This is a genomic window from Chthoniobacter sp. (assembly GCF_040003245.1).
Classification (GTDB): domain Bacteria; phylum Verrucomicrobiota; class Verrucomicrobiia; order Chthoniobacterales; family Chthoniobacteraceae; genus Chthoniobacter.
Window position 1 is genome coordinate 1 of the sequence record NZ_JBDUCX010000201.1, and the last position, 12,722, is coordinate 12,722.

10 protein-coding genes are annotated in these 12,722 nt (G+C 62.7%); 1 reads left to right on the forward strand and 9 read right to left on the reverse strand.

What is annotated here, in order from left to right; genetic code table 11:
- From ABJF10_RS22885 to ABJF10_RS22910, 6 genes are all read right to left on the reverse strand, one after another.
- Positions 1-703 (reverse strand): serine dehydratase beta chain (locus ABJF10_RS22885; protein ID WP_348546935.1); only part of this gene is annotated, 703 nt, incomplete at its 3' end.
- A 32-nt stretch (positions 704-735) separates the two neighbouring features.
- Positions 736-1,947 (reverse strand): glycine C-acetyltransferase, encoded by a 1,212-nt coding sequence (locus ABJF10_RS22890; RefSeq protein ID WP_348546936.1) that lies wholly within the window; start codon positions 1,945-1,947, stop codon positions 736-738.
- Complete coding sequence (locus tag ABJF10_RS22895; protein ID WP_348546937.1) at positions 1,944-3,752, reverse strand: GDSL-type esterase/lipase family protein; 1,809 nt, start codon at positions 3,750-3,752, stop codon at positions 1,944-1,946. The genes ABJF10_RS22890 and ABJF10_RS22895 overlap by 4 nt, the downstream gene beginning before the upstream one ends.
- A gap of 5 nt (positions 3,753-3,757) precedes the next feature.
- Positions 3,758-5,008, reverse strand: a complete 1,251-nt coding sequence (locus ABJF10_RS22900) for a DUF3472 domain-containing protein (RefSeq protein WP_348546938.1) — start codon at positions 5,006-5,008, stop codon at positions 3,758-3,760.
- Between the two features lie 32 nt (positions 5,009-5,040).
- Complete coding sequence (tdh, locus tag ABJF10_RS22905; RefSeq protein WP_348546939.1) at positions 5,041-6,075, reverse strand: L-threonine 3-dehydrogenase; 1,035 nt, start codon at positions 6,073-6,075, stop codon at positions 5,041-5,043.
- Between the two features lie 93 nt (positions 6,076-6,168).
- Positions 6,169-7,101, reverse strand: coding sequence for a helix-turn-helix transcriptional regulator (locus ABJF10_RS22910; protein ID WP_348546940.1), 933 nt, complete (start codon positions 7,099-7,101; stop codon positions 6,169-6,171).
- A gap of 151 nt (positions 7,102-7,252) precedes the next feature.
- On the opposite strand from ABJF10_RS22910, the gene ABJF10_RS22915 reads away from it, so the two are divergent.
- The gene (locus ABJF10_RS22915) at positions 7,253-7,486 is read left to right on the forward strand and encodes a ferredoxin (RefSeq protein ID WP_348546941.1); all 234 of its coding nucleotides are present in this window, start codon (positions 7,253-7,255) and stop codon (positions 7,484-7,486) included.
- A 105-nt stretch (positions 7,487-7,591) separates the two neighbouring features.
- Here ABJF10_RS22915 and ABJF10_RS22920 read toward each other — a convergent pair whose 3' ends face one another.
- From ABJF10_RS22920 to ABJF10_RS22930, 3 genes are all read right to left on the reverse strand, one after another.
- Positions 7,592-7,897, reverse strand: a complete 306-nt coding sequence (locus ABJF10_RS22920; RefSeq protein WP_348546942.1) for a hypothetical protein — start codon at positions 7,895-7,897, stop codon at positions 7,592-7,594.
- Between the two features lie 126 nt (positions 7,898-8,023).
- A complete protein-coding gene (locus ABJF10_RS22925) occupies positions 8,024-10,306 on the reverse strand; it encodes an oligopeptide transporter, OPT family (RefSeq protein ID WP_348546943.1) in 2,283 nt (760 codons plus the stop codon).
- An 18-nt stretch (positions 10,307-10,324) separates the two neighbouring features.
- A complete protein-coding gene (locus ABJF10_RS22930; RefSeq protein WP_348546944.1) occupies positions 10,325-12,424 on the reverse strand; it encodes a S46 family peptidase in 2,100 nt (699 codons plus the stop codon).
- Positions 12,425-12,722 lie beyond the last annotated feature (298 nt).

Consider the following 12,722-nt stretch of genomic DNA (forward strand, 5'->3'; position numbering starts at 1 on the left):
GCAACACGCCGCTGCCGCGGCAGCCGCGTTCCACGCATTCGCGCATCGCCTGCCAGACTCGCAGCAGCGCGGCGCGGGTGTCCGCCTCGGGGCGCCACGCGGCTTCGTTGCGCAGCGTCATTTCGCTGATGCTTAATCCCGATTCGCGAGCCAGGCGCAAGAGATCGTCGCCGCTGCGGAAAGGGTAGGGGAGTTCGCGCTGGTCGGCACTCAATTCATCGCGTTGCGCCGCGCCTTCATTCACCACGAAACCGCCGCCGATGGAGTAATACGTGCGGCTCAGCAGTTCGGCGTTGGCCACATCGAAGGCCAGGAAGCGCATGCCGTTCGGATGCGCGGGCAGCGCTTCGGTGCGGTGAAACATCAAGTCGGCCCGATCGTCGAAAGCGATCTCTTGCGTGCCGCCGAGCCGCAATCGGCGCTGGAAACGGATCGCGTCCAGGCGCGCACCCATGGTGTCGACGTTGACCGTTTCCGGCGTCTCGCCCTCGAGGCCGAGGAGGATGGCGCGATCGGTGCCGTGTCCGCGGCCGGTCAGGGCCAGTGAACCGTAAAGATGCCCCTCGACGCGCGCTGTCTTCTCCAGCACACCGGCTTCGCCCAAGCGGGTGACGAAACGGCGGGCCGCGCGCATGGGTCCCACCGTGTGCGAACTGCTCGGCCCGATGCCGATGGTGAAGAACTCAAGGACGGAGAGATTCATAGGCGCGCATCACCGATGCTGGGCTCAATGTTTCATATCCCAAGCTCGCGCTTCGCCTCCGCAAACGCCTGCACGGCCTTTTCCAGATCCTCGCGCGAGTGCGCGGCGCTGATTTGCGTGCGGATGCGCGCCTTGCCCTCTGGGACGACGGGATAGAAAAAGCCGACGACGTACACACCGCGCGCCAGCATCGCCGTGGCGAGGCGCTGCGCGAGCGGGGCGTCCCCGAGCATGATGGGCACGATGGGATGCGTGCCGGGCAAAATCGTGAAGCCGACGCTGCTGATGGCTTCGCGGAAGAAGCGGGTGTTGGCCTCCAATTTGTCGCGCAGTGTGGTCGAGGCGCTGAGTAGCTCAAGCACCTGGAGCGAAGCGCCGGCGATGCTCGGCGCGAGCGTGTTGGAAAAGAGATAGGGTCGCGAGCGCTGGCGGAGGAGCTCGATGATTTCTTTGCGCCCGCTGGTGTAGCCGCCGCTCGCGCCGCCGAGGGCCTTGCCGAGCGTGCCGGTGAGAATGTCCACGCGGCCCATCACTTCGCAATGCTCGTGCGTCCCGCGACCGGTGCGGCCCATGAAGCCGACGGCGTGCGAGTCGTCGACCATCACGAGCGCGCCATATTGGTCGGCGAGATCGCAGATGCCGCGCAGGTTGGCGATGTAGCCATCCATCGAGAAGACGCCGTCGGTGGCGATCATCTTGAAGCGCACGCCTTTTTCCGCGGCCTCGCGCAGCTTCGCTTCGAGATCGGCGAGATCGTTGTTTTTGTAGCGGTAACGCTGTGCCTTGCAGAGCCGCACACCATCGATGATCGACGCGTGGTTCAATTCGTCGGAAATGATCGCGTCTTCCGGGCCGAGAAGAGTCTCGAAGAGCCCGCCATTGGCATCGAAGCAGGATGAATAGAGGATCGTATCCTCGGTGCCGAGGAACTCGCTGAGCTTCGCTTCCAGTTGCTTGTGCAATTGCTGCGTGCCGCAGATGAAGCGGACCGACGAAAGTCCGTAGCCCCAGCGGTCCAGCGCCGCGTGCGCCGCGGCCACGACTTCCGGATTTTCGGCGAGGCCGAGGTAATTGTTCGCGCAGAGGTTCAGCACCTCGCGCTCGCCGGCGCCGTTGCCTTGCGCCACGCGGATGTGCGCGTCCTGCGGCGTGGTGATGATGCGCTCGTATTTGTAAAGCCCGGCCGCGCGGATGTCTTCGAGCTGCTGGCCGAGGTGCTGTTGGAATGAAGTGTAGCGATTCATTTCAGGAGTTCGTCGAGCTGCGCGTCGAGTGCCGCGGCCCAAATCTCATAGCCTGCGGCACTGGGATGCAAGAGGTCGGGCATGATCGTCTTGCTCAGTGAACCGTCGGCATTCATGAGCTTCGCGTTGATGTTGATGAAGTGAACGCGCGAGCCATCCGCCAGCGCGGGCAGCAAGGCGTTGACCTGCTCGCAGCGCTGACGCCACGGGTCGTCGGGGCCGGCATCACGCGGGAAGATGGCTTGCAGCAACACTTTCGTTTGCGGCGATTTCGCGGCGATACGGTCGATAATCGCGCGGACACCGTCGGCGATTTCCTGCGGAGTGCAGGTGCTGTGGCGGGCGTTGTTCGTGCCGATGAGCAGCACCACCACCTTGGGTTGAATCCCGTCGAATTCCCCGTGGTCGAGCCGCCAGAGCACGTGCTGCGTGCCGTCGCCGCCGAAACCCAGATTCAGGGCGCGGCGCGCTGCAAAATGGCTTTGCCAAACCTCGGCGCCTTTTTTCTCCCAATTGTGCGTGATGGAGTCGCCAAGAAAAACGACGTCGACCGGGTGCTGCTTGATCTCCGCTAGCTTTTCCTCGTGCCGCGCCATCCACCAGCCAAACTTACCCCAGTCCTCGTGGCGCGCCTGCGGCAGCGTGGCGAAATTCGTGCCCTGAATCACCCATTCGATGGGGAAGCGGGCGAAGACGATACGCTTATAATTGTCCGCCTCGAAGAGGCAGCCGACCGTGCCGTCGGCGAGGCGCGTGGGCACGCTGTAGGCGAAGCCGCCCGGCCAGAGCTCGCGCTTGATGGGCCACGTTGCGCCATCATCCACGCTGAGATACACCGTGCCGTGGTCGCGTTTCGTGCTGTCGGGACCGGTGTGCAGCAGCTTGCCGTTCTCGGTGCCATCGTCGAGCGAGTAGCGGAGCGCGCCGGCCATGCAACTCGGGTCGCGGAGGTCTGGCAAATCGGCGACCAGCGACCAGGTGGCGCTGCCGTCGCGGCTGGTCGCCGTCTTGCGCACTTTTGCGCCGGCAAATTGCCGGCTGTCGAGCCGCACCGAGCCGTCGCTCATCTCCATCATCTGCACTTCGTTGATCTGGCTCTTCTCCCCCAGCTTGGCATCCGGCACCAACGCGCCGGGCACGTCGCTGCCGTATTGCCAGGTCTTGCCGTGATCGTCGCTGAAGACGGCGAAATTCTGCCACTTCCAGAATGGGCCTTCATTGAAGGGAAAAATCAGTCGGCCTTTGTGCACTCCTTGGGTGAGCTGGATGCCGCTGCCCGGACCGCTGGCGATGGTGGTCGCGCGCTCGGGACGCTTGGTGGTGGCGGTGACGTCGAGCGGTTTGGTCCACGTCACGCCGTCGTCATCCGACCACACGAGGAAGTTGCGATAGATATCGGGCCCCTCGAGTCCCGTCGCGATTTCCTTGCTCGCTTCCTTCAAGTGGGACGGGACGCGCTGGTAAATCAGGAAGACCCGCCCGGTTTCCTGGTCGACGACCGAGGTGGGATTGTTCAGCGAGTTTGCGCCGTCATCATGAATGACGACGAGGGGACTCCAGGTGCGCCCGCCATCGGTGCTTCGCTTGGCGATGATCTTGTTTTCCGCCTGGTCCGCGCCGCGCACCCGGCCTTCCGCGAAGGCGAGCACGCTGCCCTGCTTGGTGACTGCGACAGAGGGGATGCGGATCGACGGGAAGCCTTCCGCGCCTGAGGTGAAGACGTCGGAAAATTCCGGCTGGGCAGCGCGCAGCGAAAGGACACCGAGCAGCAGGAGACCGGCGATGTGCAGCCAGGTTTTATTCATGATCCTCATTTTGTCGTGGGCGCCGGCAATTGGACATCGGGCGGATGGCCGGTGGCAGGGCGGGTGAATTTGTCGCCGTACTTCGTGTAGCCGGGAAGGAAGCCGCCATGGGAGAGAAAGAATAGTCCGCGCTCGACGCCCATGTAGCGGTCGATCCGGTTTTCCTTGCCGGTGCCATCGTGGCTGAAGGTCGCCTCGGTGATCTCCTGCCATTTGCCGTCGGCGGTGCGGAGCCATTGCGGGCCATAGAGTGCCTTGCGCTGGAGGTGGCCGTTGGAGCCGTTGAAGTTTTCGCTGAATGAATACAGCCCGCGCAGCCATTTGCCGTCGTGCGGCGCGCGGAAGCTGGCGATCAATTGCCACGCCTTCTTCTCGGGATGAAACCAGTAGCCCGCGTAGTCGGTGTGGTCGCCCTCGGCCTTCGCGGTGACGGCGAACTTCTGCGGCTGCCCGGTCCTCCAATTGTAAACGAGATGGGAGTGGCCGCCGGTGCCTTCGTTGCCGAAATCGCTCGCGATCACGCCGTCGCCCTTGGTGAGCAGCTTGACGCGGTTTTCATCCGAGACGTCGGTGCGCGTCTTGGCCGTTTGCCCGGTGCCGCTGTCCCACACGGAAAAAATGATGCGGCGCTCCGTGGCCGAGTTGACCTGCATGCCGAAATATCCGCGCGCGAAACCGCAAGCCATGAAGTAGGTGGTCACGGGATCCTCGACCGCGGTCACTTCGTTGTAGAAGAGCGCGATCTCCGCGTTGGCCGGCGTCGCGTATTGCAGATGGACGCTGGCGGCATTGCGACGCGGATCGAGATTGAAGTGCGCGCCTTGGGCGGCGGTGCCGTCGAGCACGAGCGCCTCGAGGTCGCCGGCGGGCCGGTCCTTCGGATTGAGTGAGGTGAGCTGGAACTGCACATAGCCCGCTTTCGCGATATTGAATGTGCCGAACTTCACGGTGATCGGCTGACCCTTGCCGGCAGCCTGCGCGTCGTGCTTCTGCCCGGCGACCGTGAGCCGCAAGTGGCTGTCCGCGCCTTGGGGTAAGCGTAGAACGAGCGAGGCGTCGAGCATGCCAGCGTTCTTGATCTCGCCAAACCACGAGACGGTGATCTGCGGATTCGTCCAGCCACTGATCCCTTCCTTGTTGACCTTGGCACCATTGGGGTCGGGATCGAGATAGGCGGTGGAAGCCGGCACGCGGAGCTCGGCAAACGCCGACGCGGTGCAGCAGAGAAGCGTGAGGACGCTGTGCAGCTTGATCATATGGCCGGGGGGCGGAAGCGGATGCGGTTAGACTAGCGGAAGACTTTCCAGTCGAGGATGACCTTGCCGCTCTCACCCGATTTCATCGCGGCGAAGCCCTTCTCAAATTCATCCGCGCCAAAGCGGTGCGTGATGACCGGGGTAATATCGAGCCCGCTCTGGAGCATCACGCTCATCTTGTACCACGTCTCGTACATCTCGCGACCGTAGATGCCTTTGATGGTGAGCATGTTGAAGACGACCTCGTTCCAGTCGATGGCGATGTCTTCGCTCGGGATGCCGAGCATGGCGATCTTGCCGCCGTGGGCCATGGCGTCGATCATCGAGCGGAAGGCCGCGGGATTGCCGCTCATCTCGAGCCCCACATCGAAGCCCTCGGTCATGCCGAGCTGTTTCTGCACGTCGGCGAGCGAGCCCTGCGTGACATTGAGCGCCACGTCGGCGCCCATCTTGCGGGCGAGCTCGAGGCGATGTTCGTTCACATCGGTGATGACGACATAGCGTGCGCCCGCGTGGCGCACCACTGCGGCGGCCATGAGGCCGATGGGGCCGGCGCCGGTGATGAGCACATCCTCGCCGAGCACGTCGAAGCTCAGTGCGGTATGCACCGCATTGCCCAGCGGATCGAAAATACTCGCGACATCGAGATCGATGCCCGGGCGGTGATGCCACACGTTCGTCATCGGCAGCGCGAGATACTCGGCAAACGCGCCGGGGCGATTCACGCCCACGCCCACGGTATGCGCACAAAGATGCCGCCGGCCGGCGAGACAATTGCGGCAGCGCCCGCAGACCACATGACCTTCGCCGCTGACGACTTCGCCGGGGAAGAAGTCGTTCACATTCTCGCCGACATAAACCACCTCACCGACAAACTCGTGCCCCACGACCATCGGCACCGGGATCGTCTTCTGCGCCCACGCGTCCCATTTGTAAATATGTAGGTCCGTGCCGCAGATACCGGTGCGGTCGACGCGAATGAGGACATCGTTGATACCGCACTTAGGGTCGGGGACATCTTGCAGCCAGAGGCCGGGTTCGGATTTCGCTTTGACGAGGGCTTTCATGGGGAAAATGAGGGGCGATAGTTGTCAGCGAAAATGACTAACTCGCAAGATAACTATTCATTTATGACAGACGGCGCGCCGGGGCGCGCGAGGTCAGTCTTTCTTCCCCGAGACCGGCAGCGGTCCACCTTCCTGCACGAGCTGGCGGTAGGTGCGGGGCGGAATGCCGTAGGCCTTGCGGAAGGCGCGTGAGAAGGCGTAGAGCGACTCGAAGCCGCAGCGCTCGCCGATGTCGGAAACATTGAAGGTGGAGGATTGCAACAACTGCGCGGCCTCCGAGAGGCGCGATTCGCGCATGTATTTGCCGAGGCTCACGCCCAGTCGATCGCGGAAGACGGCGCGCAGATGGCTCACGCTGTAGCCCAGCTCCTCGGCAATATCCGCGATCGTCACGGCGCGGCCGAGATTGGCGCGGACGTATTTGTTGATGCTCTCGAGAATGACGTCGCGCACGTCGTCACTGGAATGGATGTCCTTCCGGTCGGTCGGCAAGGAAGCGCAGGAGAGCAGGTGCAGCAGCAGGCGCGAGAGCGTGTAGGAGATTTCCAGCGTATCGCGCGTCGCCGTTTTCGGGTGCACGAATTCCTGGACGAGATCGGAGAGGAGCTGGAGGCCGGCGGGATCGAGCACCCGCGGGGCATTGTGCAGCGCGCGGATGGCGTCGTGGTTCTTCAGCTCAAAGGTGATGAAAAGCCAGTCGAGCCGCGTGCGCGACACGTCCATGAAGTGATGGAACTGATTCGGGAAGATGAGCGCGCACTCGCCGGGATGCAGGTCGTAGGTCGTGCGGTCGATCCGCGCCGGCGCCGCCGTGTCGAGCACCGTTACCAGCTCAAAGCGATGGTGAAAATTGACGCTGACGCCCTCGGGCTTGAGCAGCGTTGTGTCGGTGCGCTTGAAGATGATGATGTTTTCCGGGGCCAGCGATTGCTGGATGGTCATGCCGGAAAAGAGGCTGGCCGGCTCGTGGATCTCGCGCATGAGGCGCCGGAGATTCTGGGTGATCTTGCTATCGGGTGTTTTCAATGTCCTTTGCGGGGTGACCAACGGAGCGGGACGCTCACCTTCTCGGTCGGCATTGCCTTTGTAGCTCCTCTGTAGGAAAAATCCATAAACATCTGCCCCGCTCCACAATCGCATTGCCCTCGGCGCCAAAACCGGCTAGCCCTACGGCCCCATGGCCGACAATACACACAAACTTCCGGAGAATGTTCCGGGCCCATGGTACGTGGACGATACTTGCACACCCTGCCGCGTGTGTCTCGACGAAGCGCCGCAGTTGCTGAAGTACAACGACGACGAGACCTACGTCTATTTCTTCAAGCAGCCCGAAGGGGAGGACGAATTGGCCGCCGCCGAGAACGCCTCCGCCATCTGCCCGCAGAATTCCATCGGTAACGACGGCGCCTAGCCGCGATGCGCGGCGCCCTCTCTGGCGCTGAGGAATCTCATTTTCATTTGAAGACAAGCCGGTCGCTCTCGCTGGGCACACCGGACAGGGTGGCGTCACCCTTGGTCAATAGTGCAGGGACTTGAGCACTTCCTCCTGCGGCCGCACGCGGCTCCAGTAGGCGGAGGTGGTCTTGGGTCGGCCGAGAATGTTCGAAGGTCGGCGATGCTGCGAAGGGTCGTGAGTGCTGCGGACGTGGGGATTGCCGATCTCACAGATCGTCGTCTCACTTTCCCCCAGCGGGCAGGTGCAAGGCGCGATCGCCCACATGCCCGACACCATGAAGTCCAGCCGCCGTCCGGATCCGTGGCAGTGCGGACACTGGCGTTCCGCGGCGACCGCCGCGTCATGCGGTGAGACGTAGATGTTCATGATCGCGTCCCGGTAGCCAGGCGGCCTCCGGCACATCTATACATTCGCATATCCTATGCCGCTTGCATGCGTAGTTGCCGTGGCAGGCGGAGCGCCTGTCCTACAATTTCGCAGCAAACTGCCGTGTCACAGACCTTTCCGACCAGCCAGAATCTTCCCACTTCCGGCGAGATAAAGAACCGCGATCATCGCGGCGAAGGGAATCAAGGCCAGCAGGTCGGGTGAGATTTGCGAGGGCGTTAGCCGGGTATAAAAGGGATTGTTCGCCGCCGCCCATTTTTCCAGCTTGTCGTAGACTTCGCTAAACACTCCCGCCATGAAGGCAATGGCGATGCCGGCAATGGCTCCGCCGGCGATATAGCCGGAGGCCATGAGCACGCCGGGGCTCTTGTCGCCTTCCGCGACGTGTTCCTCCTCCGTCAGGTGTGCGTTGTCAGCGTGACGGCGGCGCTTCGCGTCCACCCACCAGCGGACTGCGCCGCCGATGAAGACCGGCATCGATGTGGCCAGTGGCAGATAAACTCCGACGGCGAAGGCCAGCGACGGGATGGCGCACAACTCCAGGACGATAGAGATCATCACACCGAAGAGCACCAGCGCCCAAGGCAGCTTGTGGCTCAGAATGCCCTTGATGATGTAGGAGACGAGCGTGGCCTTGGGCGCATCGAACTTCTTCACTTCGCTGCCGTCAGGACGCTTGGTGACAGTCCCGTTGATACCTGGATCCACGAAATAGACAGCCTTGCCGGTATCATCCACCAGATATTGCCGGGCCGCGCCACCCGCTTCGTCTTCCTGATGCCAGACGAAATAGCTGTTGCCGTCCTGCTTTCCCTGCGGGCCGGTGAGCTTCGTCTTCGCGCTCAACTGCGAAACGTCGGCCCGGATTTCGCTGGTCACGGGGACATACACTTTTCCCACGTCGTTCAGTTTGAGCAAAATCGGCCCCAGCACGAGCGCCGAGGCCAGCGCGCCGATGAGGATCGCGATCTGCTGGTGGCTCGGCGTGGAGCCGATCAGGAAACCGGTCTTCAAATCCTGCGACGTCGTGCCGCCGTTCGACGAGGCGATGCAAACGATGCCGCCCACGGACAGCGCCGTGATGTAAAAGACGCGATCTGTCCAGCCGAGCGCGAGGAATGCCAGGCAGGTGAGCAGCAGCGTGGCGATAGTCATGCCCGAGATGGGATTCGAGCTGGAGCCGATTTCGCCCGTGAGCCGTGAGGACACGGTGACGAACAGGAAGCCGCAGAGCACTATCAGCACCGCGCCGGCGATGTTCATGTGCAGGCTGGGCGTGAAGAGGATCGCGACGACCAGGGCCGCAATGCCGATGAAGACCAGCTTCAACGGGAGGTCGCGATCGGTACGCGGCACCACCTCGCCACCCTTCCCCTTCCCGCGAAAATCTCGCAAACCGTCGCGGATGCCGCGCCAGATGAGTGGCAGGGAACGCACCAGGCTGATGATGCCACCTGCGGCGACTGCGCCCGCGCCGATGTAGAGGATATAGGCGCCGCGAATCTGGTTCGGGCTCATGTCCTTGATCAGTGCGGTGCCGGGGGCGAGCGGGCCGGCGAGCCCTTCACCAAAAAACTGGATCAAGGGAATGAGCACCAGGTAGGAAAGCACGCCGCCCGCCGCCATCACCGCCGCAATGCGCGGGCCGATGACGTAGCCGACGCCGAGCAACTCGGGCGTGATTTCGCAAGCGAGCGAGCCGCCTTTGAGCGGTACGTCGAAGACCTTTCCCGGCGTATCTTTCCAGAGGTAAAGGGCCTTCATCGCCACGTTGTAAATGATCCCCAGACCGAAGCCGGTGAAGATGGTTTTGGCTCCGATGGTCGCCGTCTCCGCCAGCGAGTCCACTTTTGCCCCGCGCGCGGCGGCGATCTGCGATTCGTGCGAGGCGCCCGCCTTCAGGACCTCGGCGCACGCCGTGCCCTCGGGATATTTCAGCGTGCCGTGTTGCTGCACGATCAGCGCGCGGCGCAGCGGAATCATCATCAGGATGCCGAGCAACGCGCCGAGCACCGACACCAGAATCACCCGCGTTACTTCGAGATCGAAGCCCAGGATCAAAATCGCCGGCATCGTCACCCCCACGCCAAACGCGATGGACTCTCCCGCCGAGCCCGCCGTCTGCACGATGTTATTTTCCAGGATGGTGGCATCCCGCAGCCCAAACTTCGACAGCACCCGGAAGAGCGCGATCGAGATGACCGCGACGGGAATGGACGCGCTCACCGTCAGCCCTACCTTGAGCACCAGGTAGAGCGACGAGGCGCCGAAGATCATGCCGAGCACGGTGCCGATGAGGATCGGCAGCGCGCGCAACTCCGGAAGGTCCGAGGACGCGGGAATGTAGGGCTCGAACTCACCCGCCGATTTGTCGGATTTCGTGCTCATGGCCATGCCGGGACGGACTTATTCGCCGCGTTTCCCCGTTTCCAGTTCCTTCACCAGCCCCGTCGCGCCATAGACTTTTTTCAGCGCCTCCACAATGCCCCGCGCATCCACCGAGACCGCGCGCGCCTGCGTATCGGTGTAGGCGAAATCGAGCACCAGCGACTGGATGTTGCCGTCGAAAATGATCCCGACGAACTCGCCCTTCCGATCCACCACCGGGCTTCCGGAATTTCCGCCGATGATATCCGCGGTGGAGACGAAGTTGAACGGCGTCGCGAGATCGATCTTTGCTTTGGCATCGGTCCAAATCCCCGGCAGATCGAATGGCGGGCGGTCGTCGTGCTCCCGGGCGCGCCCGTAGAGACCAGCGAAGGTCGTGTGCGCCGGAATTTGCTGCCCGGCTTCCTCGTAGCCTTTCACTGTGCCGAAGGCCAGGCGCAGGGTGAAGGTCGCATCCGGGTAGCTGCCCGTGCCTTCGAGCGCGAAGCGGGCCTGGCCGATCTTCGCATGCGCCTGTTGCTTGGCCTCGCCCTGGGCCTCCATCACTTTGCGCACGGCTCGCGCTTCCCCGTCCACGGACCGCGCGAGTGCGATCATCGGATCACTGGTTGCGTCCACGGCCGCCTGGCCGCCTGCGTAGAGCTTTTTGCGGAAGGCCAGGTCACGCACCGTCGTGCCCTTCACCAGTTCCACGGCCCGCGCCGCCGGCGATTTGCCGGCGAGCACTTTTTGCACGAGCGGCGACGACGCGCCCATCTCCTCGGCCAGGTAGGTCAGCGAATCGGTGAGCAGGAGTTCCTCCAGGTCGTCGTAAATCGGCTTGTCGGAAAAGAGGGCCAGTTCGAGCGACTCACGACCCGCCTCGTTGAATTCGCGCAGTCGTTCGCCGTTCGGTTTGGGCCGCTCCTCACCGGCGCGGAGCAGGGTCCGGGCGATGCCGAAAAGCTCGGACTGAAATCCGCCGCCGCCTTCGAGCATGTTGTAAGCACGGGCGTTTGCGGCGATTGTTTTTTGCGCGGCGGCGATGCGGTCGTAGGCCGCCAGGGTATCGCGAAGGTCTTCGCGCGCGGCCATTTTTTTGCGCAATGCCTTTTCTGCCGCGGCCTTCTTTTCGAATAGCTCCGGATCGAGCAGGCCGGCCAATCCTCCCTTGCGCGCCTTGCGGCTGTTCTGGACGCCGAAGAGATCCTCCTTGGCCCGCCGCGCGTTCTCCTGGCTGCGCTCGCTGTAGGAGAGCAGGTTCACCTCTGCGCGGAAGAGTCGCTGCAGCGTCCTCGGCATCTGGATGTCCCGGACATACTCCAGTTCCGCCATCGTGAAGAGCCGGCTCGTACGGCCCGGATGACCCGAGACAAAGATCAAATCGCCATCCTTCGTCCCGCTCTGGCTCCACTTTAGGTAATGTTCGATCTTCGCCGGCTGGCCGTTCTCGTAGGCGCGAAAAAAACACACATCCAGGTCGAAGCGCGGATACTCGAAATTGTCCGGATCGCCGCCGTAAAAAGCGATCTGTTGCTCGGGGGCGAAGACCACGCGCACATCCGTGTAGCGTTTGAAACGGTAGAGGTGATAGCGCCCGCCCTGGTAGAGCGTGACCACGTCACTGCGCTCGCCCGTTTTGTCCTTCGATTCCTTCTCGATGGCGGCCATCACCGCCCGGCGCGCTTTGAACGAGTCTTCATCGGACGCCCCGGGTGGCACGGCCGCGTTCACCCGTGCGGTCACGTCCTCGATGCTCATCAGCACGTTCAACTCGAGATCGGGCGCCTTGATTTCCTCGGCCAGCGACTTCGCCTGAAAGCCATTCTTCAAATAATCATGCTCCTTGTTGCTGACCTTTTGCAGGGTGTCCGCTCCCACATGGTGATTCGAAAGAATCAGTCCATCCGCCGAGATGAACGAACCGGAGCCGCCGCTATTGAAGCGCACCGAAGACTTCTGCAAATGCTCCAGCCACTCGGGTGTGACCTCGAAGCCATAGCGCTCCTTGAGCAGGGCGCGCGGCGCATCGCTGTAAAGCCACATGCCCTCGTCGGCGAAACTCGCCGAACCGACGGCCCAAAGCCACGTGCCCAATCCGATACGCAACAGCGACAATAAGGACTTTCTTGTTTTCATGTTCGAGGGAAGCGGAGTATTCCGGCAGCCAACTCCAGCAGCAATGGCGAAATGAGGTGAGTCGAAGATGTTCATAATCGCGTCCCGGAAGCCAGAAGGTCTCCGGCACGCCTTTACAATCGGACATCTCGTGCCGCCTGCATGGCCGAGGGACGATTTTTACCCTTCTCGCTGGCGAAAAAAGTCTGCTTGCCACGCCCGAACGCCGCGCCTACTTTCCCCGCCTCGATTCGCCCATGCGCGCTTAGCTCAGTGGTAGAGCACTACCTTGACACGGTAGGGGTCACAGGTTCGAACC

Excerpts from the sequence above, each read along its gene's own strand:
- ABJF10_RS22890 (WP_348546936.1), bottom strand. The coding sequence starts at position 1,947 with ATGAATCGCTACACTTCATTCCAACAGCACCTCGGCCAGCAGCTCGAA.
- ABJF10_RS22895 (WP_348546937.1), bottom strand. The coding sequence starts at position 3,752 with ATGAATAAAACCTGGCTGCACATCGCCGGTCTCCTGCTGCTCGGTGTC.
- ABJF10_RS22900 (WP_348546938.1), bottom strand. The coding sequence starts at position 5,008 with ATGATCAAGCTGCACAGCGTCCTCACGCTTCTCTGCTGCACCGCGTCG.
- tdh (WP_348546939.1), bottom strand. The coding sequence starts at position 6,075 with ATGAAAGCCCTCGTCAAAGCGAAATCCGAACCCGGCCTCTGGCTGCAA.
- ABJF10_RS22915 (WP_348546941.1), top strand. The coding sequence starts at position 7,253 with ATGGCCGACAATACACACAAACTTCCGGAGAATGTTCCGGGCCCATGG.
- ABJF10_RS22920 (WP_348546942.1), bottom strand. The coding sequence starts at position 7,897 with ATGAACATCTACGTCTCACCGCATGACGCGGCGGTCGCCGCGGAACGC.
- ABJF10_RS22925 (WP_348546943.1), bottom strand. The coding sequence starts at position 10,306 with ATGAGCACGAAATCCGACAAATCGGCGGGTGAGTTCGAGCCCTACATT.
- ABJF10_RS22930 (WP_348546944.1), bottom strand. The coding sequence starts at position 12,424 with ATGAAAACAAGAAAGTCCTTATTGTCGCTGTTGCGTATCGGATTGGGC.